Consider the following 18,832-nt stretch of genomic DNA (forward strand, 5'->3'; position numbering starts at 1 on the left):
ATTTTTCAAGTATGGACGCTATTCACCGGAATTAAACCACTACCTTGCTAAAAATAAAAAAAGACCCGGTATCGAGTCCTTTCCTAAACGATTATATTCTATTGAATTTCATCTATATTCCGTCCCGCACCTCAAGATAACGTTCCAGCTTGCGCTTCACCCGCTGTAGTGCATTGTCGATTGATTTCACGTGCCGCTTTAAATCTACCGAAATTTCCTGATAGGATCGTCCATCCAGATAAAGCATCAGCACTTTCCGCTCAAGGTCGCTTAAAATCTCGGACATCTTATCCTCAAGACCTGTAAACTCTTCCTGGTTAATGATCAGTTCTTCCGGGTCGCACACCTGGGAGCCGCAAATGACATCCAGCAGAGTCCGGTCGGAATCTTCATCATAAATAGGCTTGTCCAAGGAAACGTAAGAATTCAGAGGGATATGCTTCTGCCTTGTGGCCGTCTTGATCGCCGTAATAATCTGGCGCGTAATGCAAAGCTCGGCAAACGCTTTGAAAGAAGACAGCTTATCTCCCTTAAAATCACGAATTGACTTATAAAGGCCAATCATTCCCTCTTGAATAATATCTTCCCTGTCCGCCCCTATCAGGAAATAGGATCTTGCTTTGGCACGGACAAAACTCCGATATTTGTGAATCAGGTACTCCAGAGCCTCGCTGTCTCCGCAGCGAACCGACTCTACAATATCTTCGTCACTTAGGATCTCATATTCTGATGTTATGAATAAGTTGAGGTCGACGCTCAATACAATCCCTCCGGCCGCAACGCACGGTGCTCCGTCACTCTAGTCAAGTATACGACCAGTATAAATGGAGAGCGCATACAGCGTCAACCACAAAAGTCCTAAATTCTGTCAGGTCGAACTTTGTCAAGGGCATCTGGAAGGAGTATTTAAAATTGAATTTCATTGTCTGCGCAAGCGTTCCAGTTCCATGAGCGTCTCCGGAGAGAGCTTGCCGGCTACCGTATTTCTTTTTGAAATGAGGCCGTCTTCGACAATTTTCTCCTTTAATTCCCGTTCGTTCTGTACCAGCATGGTTTCCAGATCCCGGGCCGAAAGCCGCAGGGCTCCCTGCCCAAAGATGACGTGCTGCTCAATCATGTCACTTGTAGCCACATAAATCCGCCGGAGCCGGTTGCTCATCTCGCCCACGAGCCGTTCGATGCATTCGTCGGCGGTTTCTTTTTCCTTTGTAAAGAAGATCTGCACTTTCCGCTGTTTGAACGATTTGCCTAGGCCCGGTACCTGATACGCATCAAACACCGCAATCACTTTCCAGCCGGAGAAGGCCTGAAAGTCAGCCAGCCGCTCCAGCAGTCGGTCCCTGGCCTCCTGCATGCCGATTTTGGCAAGCCCGGACAGTTCAGGCCAAGCGCCGATCATATTGTAGCCGTCTACGAGGAGCACGTTCTGCACCTCTACCATAAGACATTAGCTCTGCGCACGCCGGCGCAGCACTTCATACATGACCACTCCTGCGGCAACTGACGCATTAAGCGAATTTAATTGTCCGGCCATAGGCAGCTTGACCAGAACATCGCATTTCTCTTTGATGAGTCTGCCCATGCCCTTATTCTCATTACCGATAACGACCGCTACGGGACCTGTAAAAATATTGGTGTCATAAATGCCCTCGTGCGCTTCGACATCTGTCCCGACGACCCATACCCCTGCTTCCTTCAGCTGGTCAATCGTTTGGGCAAGATTGGTGACCCGGGCTACCGGCACATATTCCACAGCTCCCGCCGAAGTCTTGGACACAGTAGCTGTTATCGATGCGGAGCGGCGTTTTGGAATAATGACGCCATGCACGCCTGTACATTCAGCCGTACGGAGAATAGAGCCCAGATTATGCGGATCCTCGATTTCGTCCAGCAGCAGCAGAAACGGCGGACGGCCGGACTTGCTGGCAGCGTCGAGCAGATCTTCCACTTCCACATAGGCATAAGGGGCAACCTGTGCGACAACCCCTTGGTGCTGCAGATCAGGAACCATTTGATCCAGCCTGCGTTTGTCGACCGTCTGCGTAATAATTCCGAGCTTCTTTGCTTCCGCAATAATCGGAGCTGTCAGATGCTTCTGGGCTCCTTCAGCGATCCATATTTTATTAATTGTGCGGCCTGCTCTCAAAGCTTCCAGCAGCGAGTGCTTGCCGCCAATCCATTCTTGTTGTTCTTGTTCCATTCGTATTTCCTCCCAAAATGATAAGCTTCCGTTTATTCTCGCATTTCCGTTTCGAGCAGCTTCATTCCCTGATCCAAGAGCAGCTGCAGCCGTTCATGCCGGCCGCTGTAATATAAGAAGCCAACCAAAGCCTCAAAGGCCGTTGCATGGCGGTAATCGATCACGTCGGCATTCTTCGGCACGCTTCCCGACTTCGCATTCCGGCCCTGACGGACCACGTCCTGTTCTTCTTCAGTCAGCTGCGGACCAATAAGCGCCAAGAGCTTGGCCTGTGATTTCGCTGAAACGAAACGGGTAGCCTGCACATGTAAATGATGCGGCTTCAATTTCGGGCGGGAAATCAGATATTGACGTACAGCTACTTCAAATACTGCGTCTCCGATGTAGGCCAGTACAAGCGGTGGCAGCAGCCTGACAGGCTTGGACGCCTGGTAGGGAAACCAAAGAGACAGCGGCGGAATGCCGCTGTTCTCTCCTTGATAGGAACCGTCGCCCGTCATTTGCGGCGCCACCGGATCCCTTGAGTCGTATCCTCAAGCACAATTCCCTGCGCGTCCAGCTGGTCGCGGATTTCGTCCGCTCTGGCCCAGTTCTTCGCTTTGCGCGCTTCGGTGCGTTCGGCAATCAGCCGTTCGATTTCTTCGCTTGGCAGCTCTTCGATTTCATGCTCATAGACCCGAAGTACGCTGTTCATCTCGTCAAACACGGCGAGTGCGGCGAGCAGATCCGCCGGTCTGCAGTGCGCCTGATGAAGGAGCAGATTGACTTCGCTCACCCAGTCAAAGACAGCTGTGATGGCATCCGGTGTGTTAAAGTCGTCCTGCATCTTCTCATGGAACTGCTGCAGGATGCCGTCCAGCTTGGCCTTGAACTCATGGGTTGCCTCGTTGGCATCTCCCTCCTGACCGTTCAGACGGTGCTTCACATTGCCGACCGCAATCGCAATCCGCTCCACGCTGCGCTCCGCCTGATCCATCACCTCATCCGTATAGTTCAATGGATTGCGGTAGTGACCTGACAGCATAAAGTAGCGGATAGCCGTACGTTTGTATTGTTCACGCAGATCTTTAACCAAAACTCCGTTGCCGAGGGATTTGGACATCTTTTCCCCGCTGATATTGATGTATCCGTTATGCATCCAGTAGCGCGCGAGCGGTTTGCCGGTCAATGCCTCCGACTGTGCGCATTCGCATTCATGATGCGGGAACTGCAGATCCTGGCCGCCGCCATGAATATCCAGCGTATCGCCCAGCAGGCTGCGGGCCATGGCCGAGCATTCAATATGCCAGCCCGGACGGCCGTCTCCCCATGGGCTGGACCAGGAAATCTCGCCTGGCTTTGCCGCTTTCCAGAGGACAAAATCCTCCTGATGCTCCTTACGGGCATCCACATCAATCCGAATGCCGAACTGCAGCTCTTCGATATTCTGGCCCGACAGTTTCCCGTATTCCGGGAATTTAGCCGTCCGGTAGAACACGTCCCCGCCGTTCTCGTAGGCATAGCCTTTGTCAACCAGCTCGGAAATAAAGTCGATGATCAGTCCCATGTTCTCCGTTACGCGCGGGTTTGCCGTTGCACGGGGAATACCGAGACCGTCCAAATCCTCGTAATACGCCTTGATGAACCTATCGGCCACCTCTGGGACCGTAGTATTCATTTCTTTGGCTACGCGGATCAGCTTGTCGTCCACATCTGTAAAGTTCACTACGTAGTTAACCTTGTAAGAAAGATTTTCAAGATAGCTGCGAACCACGTCAAAGAAGATCATCGGACGGGCGTTGCCGATATGGATATAACCGTAAACCGTCGGTCCGCAGACATACATAGCCACCTTCCCCTCTTCCTGGGAGGTGAAAACTTCTTTTCTTCTAGACATCGTATTATAAATTTGAAGAGCCATTCCAGCATCACAATCCTTTCGCGCGGCACTTTGCCAATACCGTCTCACTCGTAAAGATGTTGTTCCCCATTGTATCCTTAAACCAGCCAGGTCATTCTGAGTGACCGGAAGGAACCTTTGCCGCCTCTTTCGCTTCCGATTCTTGTTCTTCAAGCCGGCTGCGCAGATCGAGCACCTGCGTCCGGAGTCTGTCAATTTCCCTGTTCATGCTTTGCAGCGCTTCGATAATCGGATCGGGCAGCTCCTGATTCAAGCGGTCTGTCCGCTTGCCGCCCTGTTTGACCACTTTGCCCGGGATGCCTACTACGGTTGTATTTGGCGGAACCTCCTGGAGCACAACGGAATTGGCACCAATATTGCTCTGATCCCCAACCTTAAAGGAACCCAGCACCTTGGCTCCCGAGCCGATAACGACATTGTTGCCGATAGTCGGGTGGCGCTTTCCCTTCTCTTTGCCGCTCCCCCCAAGCGTTACCCCCTGATAGAGAACGACATCATCCCCGATGACACAGGTTTCCCCAATCACCACACCCATGCCATGATCAATAAATAAGCGTTCGCCGATAACGGCCCCCGGGTGGATTTCTATGCCTGTGAAGAACCGGCTGGCCTGCGAAATGATCCTTGCAACCGTATACCAGCCTTTTTGGTAAAATTTGTGTGCGATCCGGTGGTTCCATATGGCGTGCAGTCCCGAATACGTAAACACAACCTCAAACCATCCTCTGGCTGCAGGATCATTTTCAAAGACAGCTTGGATATCGGATTTGAACGACTTAAACATACCTGACCCTCTCCTTGTCTGATCCCATGTAGAAACCTATCTTTCTCTCTGCATATAAAAAACGCCCCCGCAGCATCATGCTGCAGAGACGTTAACCACGCGGTCCCACTCTGCTTATCTCCAGAAATAAAGAGATCAACTCAAGTGTCCTTAACGGGGACAAGGCGGCCCACTCTACGGGTAAACAGGAAATACCGATGCAAGTCAAATTCCTGCGCCTTCAAGCGGCAGCTCCCAGGTGCATTTCAGCCGTGCGCTTCCCGGACAACTCTCAGCCTGGCAGCTTCCGCAAAGAATCCGCCGGTCATCCTCTCTGTATGGTGCGTCAACAGGCTTACTTCTCCTGTTCATTGCTGGTGCGATATGATTACGTATGCATTCATCTTACTCAAAAGATTTCCATATGACAAGAACCGGGACCCGGCTTTTAACCTTTAATTTGAGATTTCAGGCGGTCGAGCACCTTCTCTTTGCCCAGCAAATAAATAGTCTGATTCAAATCACGGCCGTGCATTTGACCTGTCAGGGCCACGCGGATCGGCATAAACAGCTGTTTGCCTTTAAAGCCGGTCTCCTTCTGAACTTCTTTGATCAGTGCCGCAATCTGCGAAGCATTGAATTCTTCGGAAGCGGTGAGCTTATCCAGAAAGGCCCGCAGTACTGCAGGCACCTGCTCTTCAGCCAAAATAGCCGCAGCTTCAGTCTCCAGCTCCAAATGGGTGCGGAAGAACAAATCCGACAGGGCCACGATGTCTGAAGCCGCCGTCATCTGCTCCTGGTACAGCGCTGCAAGATCCTCAGCCCACTGCTGCTGCTCGGGCGCAAGCTCCTGCGGCAGACGGCCGGCCTGCTGAAGATGCGGGATGGCCAGATCGGCAATCCGCTTCGGATCGGCATTTTTAATATAGTGATTGTTCAAATGCGCCAGCTTGTTGGAGTCGAATACCGCCGGGCTGCGCGACAGCCGTTTTGCGTCAAAAATTTCAATTAACTGCTCACGCGTGAAAAATTCCTCTTCCCCTTCCGGCGACCAGCCGAGCAGGGAAATAAAGTTGAACATCGCTTCCGGCAGATAGCCGAGCTTGTCGTACTGCTCAATGAACTGGATGATCGACTCATCGCGCTTGCTGAGTTTCTTGTGATTCTCGCCGACGATCAATGTCATATGCGCGAATACCGGCGGCTCCCAGCCAAACGCATCATAGATCATCAGCTGCCGCGGCGTGTTGGACACATGGTCTTCACCGCGCAGCACATGGCTGATCTTCATGAGATGATCGTCAAGGACGACCGCAAAGTTGTAAGTCGGGATGCCGTCCTTCTTCACAATGACGAAGTCACCGGAGATATCCGATTCTACGCTGATCGTGCCTTTAACGAGGTCATCCCATGTAAAAGTACGGCCCTGGGGCACGGTAAACCGAACGCTCGGCACGCGGCCTTCCGCTTCATAAGCGGCACGCTGCTGCGCCGTCAAATGGCGGCATTTGCCCGAGTAACGCGGGGTTTCACCGCGCTCCTGCTGACCTTCCCGCTCCGCTTCCAGTTCTTCTTCCGTACAATAGCACTTGTAAGCAAGGCCGCGGTCCAGCAGATCCTGCCAGTATTCCTTATAAATATCCAGACGTTCTGTCTGGCGGTAAGGACCGTAATCCCCGCCGACATCGACACTTTCATCCCAGTCCATGCCCAGCCATTTGAGATATTTCAGCTGGCTTTCTTCCCCTCCGGCCACATTCCGCTTCACATCGGTATCTTCAATGCGGATAATGAATTTGCCGCCTTGGCTGCGGGCAAACAAATAGTTAAACAATGCGGTTCTGGCATTGCCGATATGTAAATGTCCTGTCGGACTCGGTGCATAACGTACCCGTAACTCGCTCATCAGATATGTCCCCTCCATAATGACAAATTTCTGCAGTAAAAGTAATTTCAGCAATAAAAGTAATTTCAGCAATAAAAGTAATTTCAGCAATAAAAGTAATTACCCGGCATCAGCGCATCTACGCCTGAAATCCCGGGTTCATTTCACGATCATAGCACATCTTGAACAAGACAGACAATACACTGGGCCGCAATCCCCTCGCCCCGTCCGGTAAAGCCGAGCTGCTCCGTCGTAGTCGCTTTGACATTGACGTTTGCCGGATCGGTCTTTAAAGCCCCCGCAATAATCTCCACCATCTGCGGAATGTACGGCGCCATCTTCGGACGCTGCGCAATAATCGTAGCATCCAGGTTGCCGAGCTTAAGCCCCCGCTTCTCCACCATCGCCCATACCTGCTCCAGCAGCTTCAGGCTGTCTGCATCCTTAAAAGCCTGATCGGTATCCGGAAAATGCCGGCCGATGTCTCCCTCGCCGATCGCGCCCAGAATAGCGTCGCTGACCGCATGAAGCAGCACATCTGCGTCCGAATGGCCGAGCAGCCCTTTTTCATAAGGAATCGTTACCCCGCCAATGATGCAAGGTCTCCCCTCCACCAGCTGATGCACGTCAAAGCCTTGTCCTACCTTGATCATCATTTATCCTCTCCCTGCCGCTCCCGCTTGGACCGGATAAACGCTGCGTAATCCAGATCCTCGGGTGTTGTAATTTTAATGTTGGAATAATCGCCGTCCACAAGCTTCACCTTCATGCCGAGCCGCTCGGCCAGCATTGAATCATCGGTGCCTGTAAAACCGTCCGCCTTGGCCTGTTCGTGAGCCCGCATCAGCTCAGAACGCCGAAAAGCCTGTGGGGTCTGAATGGCCCACAAGCTCCGCCGGTCCGGTGTAGCACTTACATAACCCTCCGCATCCGCAACCTTTACGGTGTCCTTGACGGGAACAGCCAGTACCGAAGCCCCGCTGTCCAAGGCTCCTTCAAAGCACGAACGAATAAGAGCGCCGGACACAAACGGACGGACTCCGTCGTGCACAAGCACCCATTCCGCCGTCAGCTCCTGCAGCCCTTTATATACTGAATCCTGACGCTCCGCGCCGCCGGAAATGACCCTCGTCACCTTGCTTAGCCCAAAGCTGTCTACCCACTGCCTGCAGCGGTCAATATCCTGCTGGCCGGTCACCAGTACAATTTCCGATACCAGCGGTTCCTTCTGGAAAACCTCAAGCGTATGTACGATGATCGGTTTACCGTCCAGATGCAGATACTGCTTGCTTTCGGACGTTCCCATACGTGTTCCGCGGCCAGCGGCCACAATAACTACCCCAGCCTGCCGCATCGCTGCTGATTCCGCCAATGGTATCCCTGCCCTGTTCTATATGATGTAGGAATTGCCTTCATCCATCATACCTTGTTATTGGGCTTTTTCCAACAGTTTCGGTTTCGCAAAAATCATCCGTCCTGCAGAAGTCTGCAGCACGCTGGTCACCAGCACTTCCGTAATGGCGCCGATATAATCGCGCCCGCCTTCAACGACAATCATCGTGCCGTCATCCAGGTATGCAACGCCTTGGCCGTACTCCTTACCGTCCTTGATGACCTGCACCATAATTTCCTCGCCGGGCAGCACCACCGGTTTGACCGCGTTAGCCAAATCGTTAATGTTCAGCACCGATACGCCCTGCAGCTCGCACACTTTGTTCAGGTTGAAGTCATTGGTTACCACTTTGCCGTGAAGCAGCTTGGCCAGTTTGACCAGCTTGCTGTCGACTTCCGAAATTTCCTCGAAATCGCCTTCGTAGATCAGCACCTGCACATCCAGTTCCTTCTGGATTTTGTTCAGGATATCAAGCCCTCTGCGCCCGCGGTTCCGCTTTAACAGATCCGAGGAATCAGCGATATGCTGCAGCTCCTCCAGCACAAACTGCGGAATAACGATCGTGCCTTCAATGAATCCTGTTTTGCAGATATCGGCGATCCGGCCGTCAATAATGACGCTGGTATCCAGAATTTTGTGTTCATGCGCCGGCTTCTCTTCCGTTTGGACAGCATTCCATTTTCCCGATTTCCAGAAAGAACCCAATTCCTCCTTCTTCTCCAGACCAACGCGCAAACCCGCATAACCAAGCAGGCAGGCTGCAGCCAGGCGAACCCAGTCACTCATCTCTCCAAGCCAGGTTGTAGCCGGGTACAAAAGAATGGAGATAAGAAGTCCCGCCATCAGCCCTGCTGCTCCAGCGGCAAGCTGATCCATCGGTTGACGCGCAAGGGACGTAATGCCGGAAAGCACACGGTTGGAGATCATGTTGGCAAAAATCGAAAAGATCAACAAGAACAAACAAGCTCCTGCAGCAGCAAAAATAAGATGAACAACCCATTCATTCATAGAATCTATAGCATTTTTGAAGGACTGCGGAAAAAGTTGATATGCAGTTTCATTGGTATATCCTGCCCAGGCTCCGCATACGCCTGCGATAATTTGAAAGGCTCTCTTTAACATGGAGTCCTTTCACCTCCTTTTTGTTACTCAGTATGAACCAAATGCTGGAATTTCAATCCGGCAGTCAGCAAATAATTTTTCAAAAGGAGGAAAAGGTCCGCAGAAAGCCCCGATCGTTTTTGGTTGAAAATGGTTTTAGGCGTGGACTATAATAAATGCAACTTCATAAGGTAAAGGTGGATGGAATAATGAGCGCATTAACCTTACAGTCTTTTCAGGAACAAGTCTCCGAATTGCTGCTCCGTCACCGCAGTCTGCTGGATGTCCTCTCCAAAAATGGCCAAAGCAGCTCTTCGGTCAACCGGGCTGTTGTTAAAGCGGTAACGGAATGCGGCTGCATTGAGCTCCATGCAACCAAGCAGATTTTTGAACCGGAAATGGGCCTCGAGCAGGCCAAAGAAGTCGTGGGCAAGCATGTGCACGGCCAATTGTGTGATCAATGCCGGGAGGCCATCAGCAGCGAGCTGGGCCGGAGTTTATTTTACATGTCCGCACTCTGCAACCTGCTGGATATCAATATGGACGAGGTCGTAGAGAAGGAATCCAGGAAATGCAGCACTTTAGGATTGTTTAACTTATCTTAAAAAAATCACCATAGACGGAATCTTCAGAAACTTCCGCAATAACGCGCAATAACAAGAAGCCGCCCGGATTCCGGACGGCTTCTTTCACTTGATATGAAAAGTTATGAGTTCTTGGAACGGTAAACCTCTTCGGAGGAAGCATTTTTGCGTTTGAACAAACGTTCGACGTTCTGCTTGAACCCGTAGAGGGCATAAAGGACAAGCGGCACAAAGATCAGCTTGGAAAGCTCCTCCGGGAATTTAACTGCAATGATAATCGCAGCAACGACAATCCACGGGGCAATCCACACCGCTTTGCGCGGCAGGCCGATTTTCTTGAAATTCGGATAACGGACCGTGCTGACCATCAAATAGGACAAGAGCAGCATGGCGACGATAAAGTACGGAGCGCCGATCTCCTTATGAAATAAAGACAGAGTGGCAAGTACACTGCCTGCTGCCGGAATAGGCAGACCGACAAAGTATCCTGGAATCCCCGGCCGGACGTTAAAACGTGCCAGGCGAAGTGCGCCGCACATAGGAAAGATGGCGGTGACGATCCAGGCCAGCGCTGTGGGGACGCTGTGGAACGAAATGCTGTACATGATCATCGCCGGCGCAATCCCGAAGGAGATCACGTCAGACAACGAGTCCAGCTCCTTGCCAAATTCACTCTGACAGCCCAGCGCTCTTGCCGCACGGCCATCAAGCCCGTCAAGCAGCATGGCGACAATAACCATGATGGCCGCTAAGCTGAATTTTCCGCTTTGTGTCAGCATGATCGCGATCATTCCGAGAAACAAGTTACCAAGCGTAAACATGTTCGGAATTGATTTAGTTATCATTTCTTCACCTCTGTATTATTGTTTCCCAAACAAGCCGAATTCAATATCATACCCTCCGGCGTCGGCTGGAAAACCAGCATCTGCTGGAATAACCTTACATCTTATACAACTTAATGCCTAAATGACCGCATCCATGTATTTTAGATGAATCAGATTTGCCTGTCAATAAATACCTGCTCCTGCAGGCGTTTAAGTCCTTCTTTTATCGCATTGGCCCGTGACTCCCCGATTCCATCCACTTCATCCAGCTCTTCGATGGTAGCCATCATGACGCCCGGCAGATGGGCAAAGCGTTCCACCAGATTGTGAATAATAACATTTGGCAGGCGCGGAATCTTGTTCAGAATCCGGTATCCCCGGGGTGCGATGATTTCTTCAGATGTCGCGGATGCAGCAGGATAACCCAGAAGACGGGTAATATGGTGGGTATCAAGAAGCTCATCATCACTGGAACGCTTAAGCCCGATAATGATCTCCCGGATCGCGTCATCTTCATCTTCTTTGGCATAGTCCTTATAAAGCAGCCAGGCTTCTTCTTCCATATTGCTGACCAGCTCTTCCATCTGCATGCTGATCAGCCGCCCTTCCGTTCCCAGCTCATTTATGAACCGTTTGATTTCAAGCTTCACGCGGATGACCATTTCCACCCTCTGAATGACATTAATCACCTCAGGCAGAGTAACCAGTTCTTCGAATTCGGATGCTGACAGATTCGTCAAAGCCTGATTGAGCACGGATCTATATTTTTCAAGCGTCTGAATCGCCTGGTTGGCTTTCGTCAGAATGACACCGATCTCTTTCAAGGCATACCGCAGCCCACCCTGGTACAAGGTAATAATATTCCTCCGCTGGGAAATGGAAACGACCAGCTTCCCCGTCTGTTTGGCTACCCGCTCGGCAGTACGGTGCCGGATTCCCGTTTCCGAAGATGCGATAGACGAATCGGGGATCAGCTGCGTGTTCGCGTATAAGATCCGCTTTAAATCCTCGCTCAATATGATGGCCCCATCCATCTTGGCAAGCTCATATAAATAGTTGGGGGAGAAGTCGCAGTTGATAAAGAATCCGCCCTCCACTACCTCCATTACTTCTGGGCTGTAGCCAACGACAAGCAGTCCGCCGGTTTTCGCCCGAAGCACGTTCTCAAGCCCATCCCGAAAAGCGGTCCCCGGAGCGACAAGCCTTAGCAGGTCATTCATTTTATCCAGCTGATTTGGTTCCTTCATTCCTTCTTGCCCCCTAATTTAACGCGGCCGACAGCGCCTCAGCAACCGTATTTACGCCAATAACCTTTATTTCTTTGGGACTGCTCCAGCCCTTCAAGCTCTTCTCCGGTAAAATCACCCGCTTAAAGCCAAGCTTTGCCGCTTCCTTCACCCTCTGTTCGGCCCGGGACACCGCCCGGACTTCCCCTGTCAAACCGATTTCGCCAAAGATCACGTCATCCGCCTTGGTAGGGACATCCCTGAAGCTCGACGCAATGCTGACTGCAATCGCCAGATCTACAGCCGGCTCATCCAGCTTTACGCCCCCCGCCACATTCAGGTATGCGTCCTGGTTCTGCAGGAACATTCCCATCCGTTTCTCCAGCACAGCAATAATCAAATTCATCCGGTGGAGATCCACTCCGGTACCCATTCGTCTTGGCGCCGGAAAATGAGTTGCCGCAATCAGCGCCTGCAGCTCAACCAGCATCGGGCGGGTGCCCTCCATGCTGGCCACTACCGTGGACCCGGCCGCACCTGCCGATCTCTCCGATAAGAACAGCTCGGAAGGATTGGAAACCTCCGTTAGACCCGACTCGTTCATTTCAAAAATTCCGATCTCATTCGTGCTGCCAAACCGGTTCTTCACCGCACGCAGCAGCCGGTACGTATGGTGACGCTCGCCTTCGAAATATAGCACGCAGTCCACCATATGCTCCAGCATACGCGGGCCCGCTATCGCTCCTTCTTTAGTAACGTGGCCAACGAGCACCGTCGCTATTCCCTGACCTTTAGCTATGCGCATAAACCGCCCGGTGCACTCCCTCACCTGAGAGACGCTTCCCGGGGCACTCGTTATTTCCGACAAATACACGGTCTGGATAGAATCAATGACCAGAAAATCCGGTTTAACGCTGTCAATCGCTTCCTCGATCCGTTCTACACTGCTTTCGCATAACACGTAGAGCTCGGGGGATAGAGCGCCCAGTCTTTCTGCACGCATTTTCGTTTGGCGGACGGATTCTTCACCGGATATATATAAGACTCTAAGACCTGACTTGGCCAGCTCATGCGAGGTTTGAAGCAGCAGGGTCGATTTGCCGATCCCCGGATCCCCGCCGACCAGAATCAGCGATCCCGGTACCAGCCCCCCGCCAAGCACTCTGTTCAGCTCACCAATGCCGGTCTGCACCCGCTGCTCTGTACCACTATCTATGCTTATGATGGGAAGAGGCTTTTCTTTACTTTGGAAAATACCGGTTCCCATTCCTTGTGTCTTAACCACCGTCTCCAGTTCTTCCACCATGGAGTTCCAGGCGCCGCAGCCCGGGCATTTTCCATACCATTTAGGTGTTTCGTAGCCGCATTCCGAGCAGAAAAACTTCGTTTTAGTCTTAGCCATTGACCTCTCCTTATTCCCTATTCATATTTAAAAATTTTACCACTTCTCCTGACAGAACAAAAGTTCTTCCCGTGCAATTTCTCCTACCTTATTCATCGGTTAAAAATGCTTTATGTTTAGGATTGTAAAAAAGACTGCTCCGACACCAGGTGTCAAAGCAGCCTTAACCCTACCCTTTATTTCACTTTAAGCTTCAGAGGAAATTTTGCCTGCCGGATTCACCGTCAGTCCGCCATTCTCTTCATCAATGATGAGCGAATCGCCTTTCTTCACCTTGCCAGTCAGCAGCTCTTCGGACAAACGGTCCTCAATATGCTTCTGGATGGCCCGGCGGAGCGGACGCGCACCATAGGCTGGATCGAATCCCGCTTTGGCCAAGAAAGCTTTAGCATTATCCGTAAGCAGGAAGTCTACATCGAACTCACGCAGCCGCTTGCGCAGCTCGTCGGACATGAGCGTAACGATTTGTGCGATGTGCACTTCCTGAAGGGAATGGAACACGATGATATCGTCGATCCGGTTCAAGAACTCCGGACGGAAGCTCTTCTTGAGCTCATCCATCACTTTACCTTTCATATTGTCGTAATCTGCCCCGGCATCGACTGCTGCTGTGAAGCCCATCGTTGTGTTGCGTTTAATCGCTTCTGCACCCACGTTGGAAGTCAAAATGATCAGCGTGTTGCGGAAGTCAACCACACGTCCTTTGGAGTCGGTCAGGCGTCCATCTTCAAGCACCTGCAGCAGGATGTTAAATACTTCTGGGTGTGCTTTCTCGATTTCGTCCAGCAGGACAACTGAGTAAGGCTTGCGGCGGACTTTCTCCGTCAGCTGGCCGCCCTCTTCATATCCCACATACCCTGGAGGCGCTCCGACCAGACGGGACGTGGAGTGCTTCTCCATGTACTCGGACATGTCAATCCGGATTACCGCATTTTCATCACCGAACATCGCTTCCGCAAGCGCGCGGGCAAGCTCGGTTTTACCTACACCGGTTGGTCCGAGGAAAATAAACGAGCCCATCGGACGTTTCGGATCCTTCAGGCCGGCACGCGCCCGGCGGATCGCCCGGCTGACCGCCTTAACGGCTTCTTCCTGGCCGATTACACGCTCATGAAGAATTTGCTCCATGTTCATCAGACGTTCGGTTTCTTCTTCCTTCAGCTTGTTAACCGGAATGCCGGTCCAGCTTGCCACCACCTGAGCAATATCCTCTGGCGTAACTTCGGAATCTGTACGCCCTTGTTTCTCTTTCCACTGGTTCTTCGTTGTCTCCAGCTCTTCGCGGATCTTCTGCTCGGTATCCCGCAGAGCCGCCGCTTTCTCGAATTCCTGGGACTGTACAGCCGCGTCTTTCTCCTTGCGGATGTCCTCCAAACGGCTTTCGAGCTGCTTCAGGTTAGGCGGAGCTGTGTAAGAATTCAATCTTACTTTGGAGCCCGCTTCGTCGATCAGGTCAATCGCTTTATCCGGCAGGAACCGGTCAGAGATATAACGGTCGGACAGCTTCACTGCCTGATGGATTGCCTCATCCGTAATTTTCACTCGGTGGTGGGCTTCATACCGGTCACGCAGCCCCATCAGAATCTGGATCGCTTCTTCCGGAGATGGCTGGTCCACCGTAATCGGCTGGAACCGGCGTTCAAGCGCCGCGTCCTTCTCGATATATTTGCGGTATTCATCCAGCGTGGTGGCGCCGATGCACTGCAGCTCGCCCCGTGCCAGCGCCGGCTTCAGAATGTTGGAAGCGTCAATGGCGCCTTCTGCGCCGCCTGCGCCGATCAGCGTGTGCAGCTCGTCGATAAAGAGGATGATGTTCCCTGCCTGGCGGATTTCATCCATGATCTTTTTCAGACGGTCCTCAAACTCACCGCGGTATTTGGTTCCGGCTACTACCGATCCCATATCCAGAGTCATAACCCGCTTGTCGCGCAGTGTCTCCGGAATCTCGTTGTCCACGATCCGCTGGGCCAAGCCTTCGGCGATAGCTGTTTTACCTACGCCCGGTTCACCGATCAGCACCGGATTATTCTTCGTGCGGCGGCTAAGCACCTGGATGACGCGTTCAATCTCCTTGCTGCGTCCAATAACCGGATCAAGATTGCCCTCTTTCGCAAAAGCCGTCAGGTCACGGGCCAAGCTGTCCAGTGTCGGCGTATTCACATTAGCCGGCTGGCCGTGGTGGCTGGATACCGCTTCGCTGCTTCCAAGCAGCTGCAGCACCTGCTGGCGCGCTTTGTTCAGGCTGATGCCCAGATTATTCAGCACGCGGGCTGCAACGCCTTCTCCTTCACGAATCAAGCCAAGCAAAATATGCTCTGTTCCCACATATGTGTGGCCCAGCTTCCGGGCTTCGTCCATCGAAAGCTCAATCACTTTCTTGGCGCGCGGTGTATATGCAATATTGGTCGGCTGTTCCTGGCCGCGTCCAATCAATGTCTCCACTTCATCCTGAATCTTCTCAAGTCCAAGGCCGAGTCCGACAAGCGCTTTAGCCGCGATGCCTTCTCCTTCACGAATCAGCCCCAGCAAAATATGTTCTGTACCGATATTATTATGGCCGAGCCTTACCGCTTCTTCCTGAGCCAAGGCCAGCACTTTTTGTGCGCGTTCCGTAAATCGTCCAAACATCATTCTCCTGCACCTCCATGATTGGTGAATTTACCTTTTTATTCGAAAAATCCTACTTCAAACTATTACCCAGTTTCTCCCGTATGAGCTTAGCGCGAAACGTATCCATTTCGCCCGGTTCCATTTTGCCGTCATAGCTTTTGTATAAGAAGCCCGGCTGCGTCAGAACCATCAGCTCATTCAGGCACTGCGGGGTAATACCCTCGATCAGGCCAAGATCAACGCCGAGCCGCACATCAGACAACCGCTGCGCCGATTCCTTCGAATCAATCATTGCCGCATAGGATAAAATGCCGAAGGAACGCATCACACGGTCGGTTACGCGAAGCCGCGATTCATTGATCAGACGTTCTCTTGCCGCCTTCTCATGGCCAATAATCTGGAGAACAACGCTGCGGAGGTTGTCAATAATTTCCGCCTCGCTTTGTCCCAGTGTAATCTGATTTGAGATCTGAAACAAGTTCCCCATTGCTTCGCTGCCTTCACCGTAGATCCCCCGCACCGTCAACCCGATTTGGGAAACGGCTGAAAGAATCCGATTGATCTGCTGCGTAAGCACCAGCGCAGGCAAATGCATCATAACAGAAGCTCTAAGGCCTGTTCCTACATTTGTCGGACAGCTGGTTAAGTATCCTCTTCTGTCATCAAAAGCATAGTTCACATGGTCTTCAAAAATATCGTCCACAGCCGTCGCTTTCTCCCAGGCTTCTTTAATCTGAAACCCCGGATACAAGCACTGGATGCGCAGATGGTCTTCTTCGTTGACCATGATGCTCAAACTTTCATCATCACTTATAAAAACCGCACCATTTCTGGACTCATTAGCCAGGTTAGGACTGATCAGGTGCTTCTCGACCAGCATTTTCTTATTCAGTTCATCCAGCTGGGAAAGCTCAATGGGAAGCAGTTCCCCAAATGTCTTAAGTCTTGAGTCCGTTAACACTTCTTTCAGCTCTTCTTGAACCTCTGCCAAGTGCTGATTGGTAGCCAGCAGCGGAAAAGGATGCTTCAGCAGGTTTCGGGCAATCCGCACTCTGCTGCTGATCACAATGTCCGACTCCGCCCCGGTCGTCTTCATCCAGTGGCTTAGCGGCTGCTCGGTAAAACGGAGAGCACTCATGGTTCCGACCCCCTATTACTCGCTGATTTGCCTCTCCAGCTCCCGGATTTCATCCCGAAGCTGTGCTGCTGTTTCAAATTCTTCATGGTTGATGCTGTCCTGCAGGTGTCGCTTCAGATCTTGGATCTTCCGTTTCGTAAGGATCTCCCCCCCGACACGAACGGGAACCTTCCCGGTATGGACAGTACTTCCGTGAACTCTTTTGAAGAGCGGGTCCAAACGGTCATTAAAATATTTATAACAAGAGCTGCAGCCGAACCTGCCCATTTTACTAAATTGGGAATAAGTCATGCCGCAGACTTCACACCTTAAGTTTTCGGGATTCGATGCTCGTTTTCCTTGCTCAACGGTCTCAAAATTAAGTAATCCCGATAACAAATTGTGAATGGAGAATCCGCCTGAAGTTCCAGGTATCAATTCCCCTTTATCCCTTGCACAGGTTTCACATAAATGATATTCGCTTTTCTCTCCATTTACAATTTTGCTGAAATGAAGACTGGCCGGGCGCTTACCGCATTCCTGACAAAGCATACCGTATCCCTCCTTAACGAAATATCTGTTCTTCCTCTACTCGCTTAACAAAGAAATGAGCATAGCTTTCATCATATTCGCTCTAATCTGATCCCGGTAAGGAACTTTAAGCAATAATACATCCCTCGATATTGCCGCCCTCATCAAATTAGCCTCCCGGTGCGTTAAAACCTTGGCTTCCTCCAGCTGATAAATCAGCCCTTCAGCAGCTATTTGCCCGATTTCCAAACCGATGGTTTGATGAAGATGAGAATGAAGCGACACCGGTCCGGGAAGCTCAACGCGTCTGATCCGGATATAGCCGCCGCCGCCGCGTTTGCTTTCAACGATATATCCTTTCTCAAGCGTGAACCTTGTACTGATTACATAATTGATCTGCGAAGGCACACAGGAGAATTTATCAGCCAAATCATTTCGCTGAATTTCTACAGCTCCGGAAGGACTTTCATGCATCATACTTTTAAGATACTTTTCAATAATATCCGAAATGTTGCGCACTACCTTCTCCCTCCTCAGTTCTTAAACATAAGTATAAGCGTAACATCGGACTGTACTGACTTTGACTTTCTTTGACTTTATCATTATTATAGCACACTTTTTTATTTTGCCAAGTGTTTCTGATGGATATTAGTTTTGGTCTGGTGTAATGGATTTATTCCTTGCTGCTGACAGCTTTCAAAAATATTCTGGAGGCCTCGATACGAACAATCTATGTATGGGTTACCCTTTCTGCCCAGTTCAGAATAATGTTATCCCCAATTTATCCGAATTCATTCATCTCAAGCCAGTTTGTATAAATTATATTATAACAAGCTGTGTATGGTGGGGATAGCTTTGTGAATTTGTGGAGAACTATTATTGAAAAATCCCCCGATCCCATATGAGCCAGAATTATATGTGTATAAACATGCCCTATTTCCAGCTTTACCTCGGAATTCTGGGGATTCATTTATCAAAACTACAATTTATTCACATGTGGAAAACACAAAAAGACCACTGTTGAAATCTATCAACAGTGGTCTTTCATTTGCTTGGCGGCGTCCTACTCTCCCAGGACCCTGCGGTCCAAGTACCATCGGCGCTGGAGGGCTTAACGGTCGTGTTCGGGATGGGTACGTGTGGAACCCCTCCGCCATCGCCACCAAACGTGATTTTTGCGCTGCTTCACTTCTGCGTTACCGCTTCAGCAAAATATCAGACCTTATAAAAGGCATGCAGCTTAAAAATCGGTTCAGATGTTTGATCACCTGAAAACTGGATACGAAACAATATTTT

The 18,832-nt window shown here is 51.0% G+C and carries 18 protein-coding genes and 1 rRNA gene; 1 reads left to right on the top strand and 18 read right to left on the bottom strand.

What is annotated here, in order from left to right:
- Positions 1-112 precede the first annotated feature (112 nt).
- The 10 genes from sigH to FCN15_RS16440 form a co-directional block, all read right to left on the bottom strand.
- A complete protein-coding gene (sigH, locus tag FCN15_RS16395) occupies positions 113-760 on the bottom strand; it encodes an RNA polymerase sporulation sigma factor SigH (RefSeq protein ID WP_138496057.1) in 648 nt (215 codons plus the stop codon).
- Between the two features lie 159 nt (positions 761-919).
- Complete coding sequence (locus tag FCN15_RS16400) at positions 920-1,441, bottom strand: NYN domain-containing protein (protein ID WP_138496058.1); 522 nt, start codon at positions 1,439-1,441, stop codon at positions 920-922.
- A gap of 6 nt (positions 1,442-1,447) precedes the next feature.
- Positions 1,448-2,200: a 23S rRNA (guanosine(2251)-2'-O)-methyltransferase RlmB gene (gene rlmB, locus FCN15_RS16405; RefSeq protein ID WP_138496059.1), complete on the bottom strand. Its 753-nt coding sequence runs from the start codon at positions 2,198-2,200 to the stop codon at positions 1,448-1,450.
- Between the two features lie 32 nt (positions 2,201-2,232).
- Entirely contained in the window at positions 2,233-2,700 is a 468-nt protein-coding gene (locus FCN15_RS16410) for a Mini-ribonuclease 3 (RefSeq protein ID WP_138496060.1), read from the bottom strand.
- Positions 2,697-4,100: a cysteine--tRNA ligase gene (gene cysS / locus FCN15_RS16415; RefSeq protein ID WP_138496061.1), complete on the bottom strand. Its 1,404-nt coding sequence runs from the start codon at positions 4,098-4,100 to the stop codon at positions 2,697-2,699. The genes FCN15_RS16410 and cysS overlap by 4 nt, the downstream gene beginning before the upstream one ends.
- 91 nt (positions 4,101-4,191) lie before the next feature.
- Complete coding sequence (gene cysE, locus FCN15_RS16420; RefSeq protein WP_138496062.1) at positions 4,192-4,884, bottom strand: serine O-acetyltransferase; 693 nt, start codon at positions 4,882-4,884, stop codon at positions 4,192-4,194.
- A 427-nt stretch (positions 4,885-5,311) separates the two neighbouring features.
- Positions 5,312-6,772 carry a glutamate--tRNA ligase gene (gene gltX, locus FCN15_RS16425; protein ID WP_138496074.1) on the bottom strand — a complete coding sequence of 487 codons (1,461 nt, stop codon included), beginning with the start codon at positions 6,770-6,772 and terminating at the stop codon, positions 5,312-5,314.
- 146 nt (positions 6,773-6,918) lie between these two features.
- Complete coding sequence (gene ispF, locus FCN15_RS16430) at positions 6,919-7,401, bottom strand: 2-C-methyl-D-erythritol 2,4-cyclodiphosphate synthase (RefSeq protein ID WP_138496075.1); 483 nt, start codon at positions 7,399-7,401, stop codon at positions 6,919-6,921.
- A complete protein-coding gene (ispD, locus tag FCN15_RS16435) occupies positions 7,401-8,102 on the bottom strand; it encodes a 2-C-methyl-D-erythritol 4-phosphate cytidylyltransferase (RefSeq protein WP_138496076.1) in 702 nt (233 codons plus the stop codon). Before ispD ends, ispF begins: the two co-directional genes overlap by 1 nt.
- Before the next feature lie 75 nt (positions 8,103-8,177).
- Positions 8,178-9,263: a PIN/TRAM domain-containing protein gene (locus FCN15_RS16440; protein ID WP_138496063.1), complete on the bottom strand. Its 1,086-nt coding sequence runs from the start codon at positions 9,261-9,263 to the stop codon at positions 8,178-8,180.
- A gap of 188 nt (positions 9,264-9,451) precedes the next feature.
- Between FCN15_RS16440 and FCN15_RS16445 the strand changes: the two genes are divergently transcribed.
- Entirely contained in the window at positions 9,452-9,847 is a 396-nt protein-coding gene (locus FCN15_RS16445; RefSeq protein WP_138496064.1) for a nucleoside triphosphate pyrophosphohydrolase family protein, read from the top strand.
- 101 nt (positions 9,848-9,948) lie between these two features.
- On the opposite strand, the gene pssA is transcribed toward FCN15_RS16445, so the two are convergent.
- The 8 genes from pssA to rrf all read right to left on the bottom strand — a co-directional run bounded on the left by pssA (position 9,949) and on the right by rrf (position 18,703).
- A complete protein-coding gene (gene pssA / locus FCN15_RS16450) occupies positions 9,949-10,671 on the bottom strand; it encodes a CDP-diacylglycerol--serine O-phosphatidyltransferase (RefSeq protein WP_138496065.1) in 723 nt (240 codons plus the stop codon).
- A 149-nt stretch (positions 10,672-10,820) separates the two neighbouring features.
- Positions 10,821-11,897 (bottom strand): DNA integrity scanning diadenylate cyclase DisA, encoded by a 1,077-nt coding sequence (gene disA / locus FCN15_RS16455; RefSeq protein WP_138496066.1) that lies wholly within the window; start codon positions 11,895-11,897, stop codon positions 10,821-10,823.
- 13 nt (positions 11,898-11,910) lie between these two features.
- Positions 11,911-13,278 carry a DNA repair protein RadA gene (radA, locus tag FCN15_RS16460; protein WP_138496067.1) on the bottom strand — a complete coding sequence of 456 codons (1,368 nt, stop codon included), beginning with the start codon at positions 13,276-13,278 and terminating at the stop codon, positions 11,911-11,913.
- Positions 13,279-13,464: 186 nt separating this feature from the next.
- Positions 13,465-15,909, bottom strand: a complete 2,445-nt coding sequence (locus FCN15_RS16465; protein ID WP_138496068.1) for an ATP-dependent Clp protease ATP-binding subunit — start codon at positions 15,907-15,909, stop codon at positions 13,465-13,467.
- A gap of 49 nt (positions 15,910-15,958) precedes the next feature.
- Positions 15,959-17,026 (bottom strand): protein-arginine kinase McsB, encoded by a 1,068-nt coding sequence (locus tag FCN15_RS16470; RefSeq protein ID WP_138496069.1) that lies wholly within the window; start codon positions 17,024-17,026, stop codon positions 15,959-15,961.
- Between the two features lie 15 nt (positions 17,027-17,041).
- A complete protein-coding gene (locus tag FCN15_RS16475; RefSeq protein ID WP_138496070.1) occupies positions 17,042-17,557 on the bottom strand; it encodes a protein-arginine kinase activator protein McsA in 516 nt (171 codons plus the stop codon).
- A 36-nt stretch (positions 17,558-17,593) separates the two neighbouring features.
- Complete coding sequence (locus FCN15_RS16480; RefSeq protein ID WP_138496071.1) at positions 17,594-18,055, bottom strand: CtsR family transcriptional regulator; 462 nt, start codon at positions 18,053-18,055, stop codon at positions 17,594-17,596.
- Positions 18,056-18,586: 531 nt separating this feature from the next.
- A 5S ribosomal RNA gene (gene rrf, locus FCN15_RS16485) occupies positions 18,587-18,703 on the bottom strand.
- Positions 18,704-18,832 lie beyond the last annotated feature (129 nt).

This window comes from Paenibacillus pinistramenti (assembly GCF_005869875.1).
Taxonomy (GTDB): domain Bacteria; phylum Bacillota; class Bacilli; order Paenibacillales; family Paenibacillaceae; genus Fontibacillus; species Fontibacillus pinistramenti.

Coding starts and splice junctions, on each gene's coding strand:
- FCN15_RS16400 (WP_138496058.1), bottom strand. CDS start 1,441: ATGGTAGAGGTGCAGAACGTGCTCCTCGTAGACGGCTACAATATGATC.
- rlmB (WP_138496059.1), bottom strand. CDS start 2,200: ATGGAACAAGAACAACAAGAATGGATTGGCGGCAAGCACTCGCTGCTG.
- FCN15_RS16410 (WP_138496060.1), bottom strand. CDS start 2,700: ATGACGGGCGACGGTTCCTATCAAGGAGAGAACAGCGGCATTCCGCCG.
- cysS (WP_138496061.1), bottom strand. CDS start 4,100: ATGGCTCTTCAAATTTATAATACGATGTCTAGAAGAAAAGAAGTTTTC.
- cysE (WP_138496062.1), bottom strand. CDS start 4,884: ATGTTTAAGTCGTTCAAATCCGATATCCAAGCTGTCTTTGAAAATGAT.
- ispF (WP_138496075.1), bottom strand. CDS start 7,401: ATGATCAAGGTAGGACAAGGCTTTGACGTGCATCAGCTGGTGGAGGGG.
- ispD (WP_138496076.1), bottom strand. CDS start 8,102: ATGCGGCAGGCTGGGGTAGTTATTGTGGCCGCTGGCCGCGGAACACGT.
- FCN15_RS16440 (WP_138496063.1), bottom strand. CDS start 9,263: ATGTTAAAGAGAGCCTTTCAAATTATCGCAGGCGTATGCGGAGCCTGG.
- FCN15_RS16445 (WP_138496064.1), top strand. CDS start 9,452: ATGAGCGCATTAACCTTACAGTCTTTTCAGGAACAAGTCTCCGAATTG.
- pssA (WP_138496065.1), bottom strand. CDS start 10,671: ATGATAACTAAATCAATTCCGAACATGTTTACGCTTGGTAACTTGTTT.
- disA (WP_138496066.1), bottom strand. CDS start 11,897: ATGAAGGAACCAAATCAGCTGGATAAAATGAATGACCTGCTAAGGCTT.
- radA (WP_138496067.1), bottom strand. CDS start 13,278: ATGGCTAAGACTAAAACGAAGTTTTTCTGCTCGGAATGCGGCTACGAA.
- FCN15_RS16465 (WP_138496068.1), bottom strand. CDS start 15,909: ATGATGTTTGGACGATTTACGGAACGCGCACAAAAAGTGCTGGCCTTG.
- FCN15_RS16470 (WP_138496069.1), bottom strand. CDS start 17,026: ATGAGTGCTCTCCGTTTTACCGAGCAGCCGCTAAGCCACTGGATGAAG.
- FCN15_RS16475 (WP_138496070.1), bottom strand. CDS start 17,557: ATGCTTTGTCAGGAATGCGGTAAGCGCCCGGCCAGTCTTCATTTCAGC.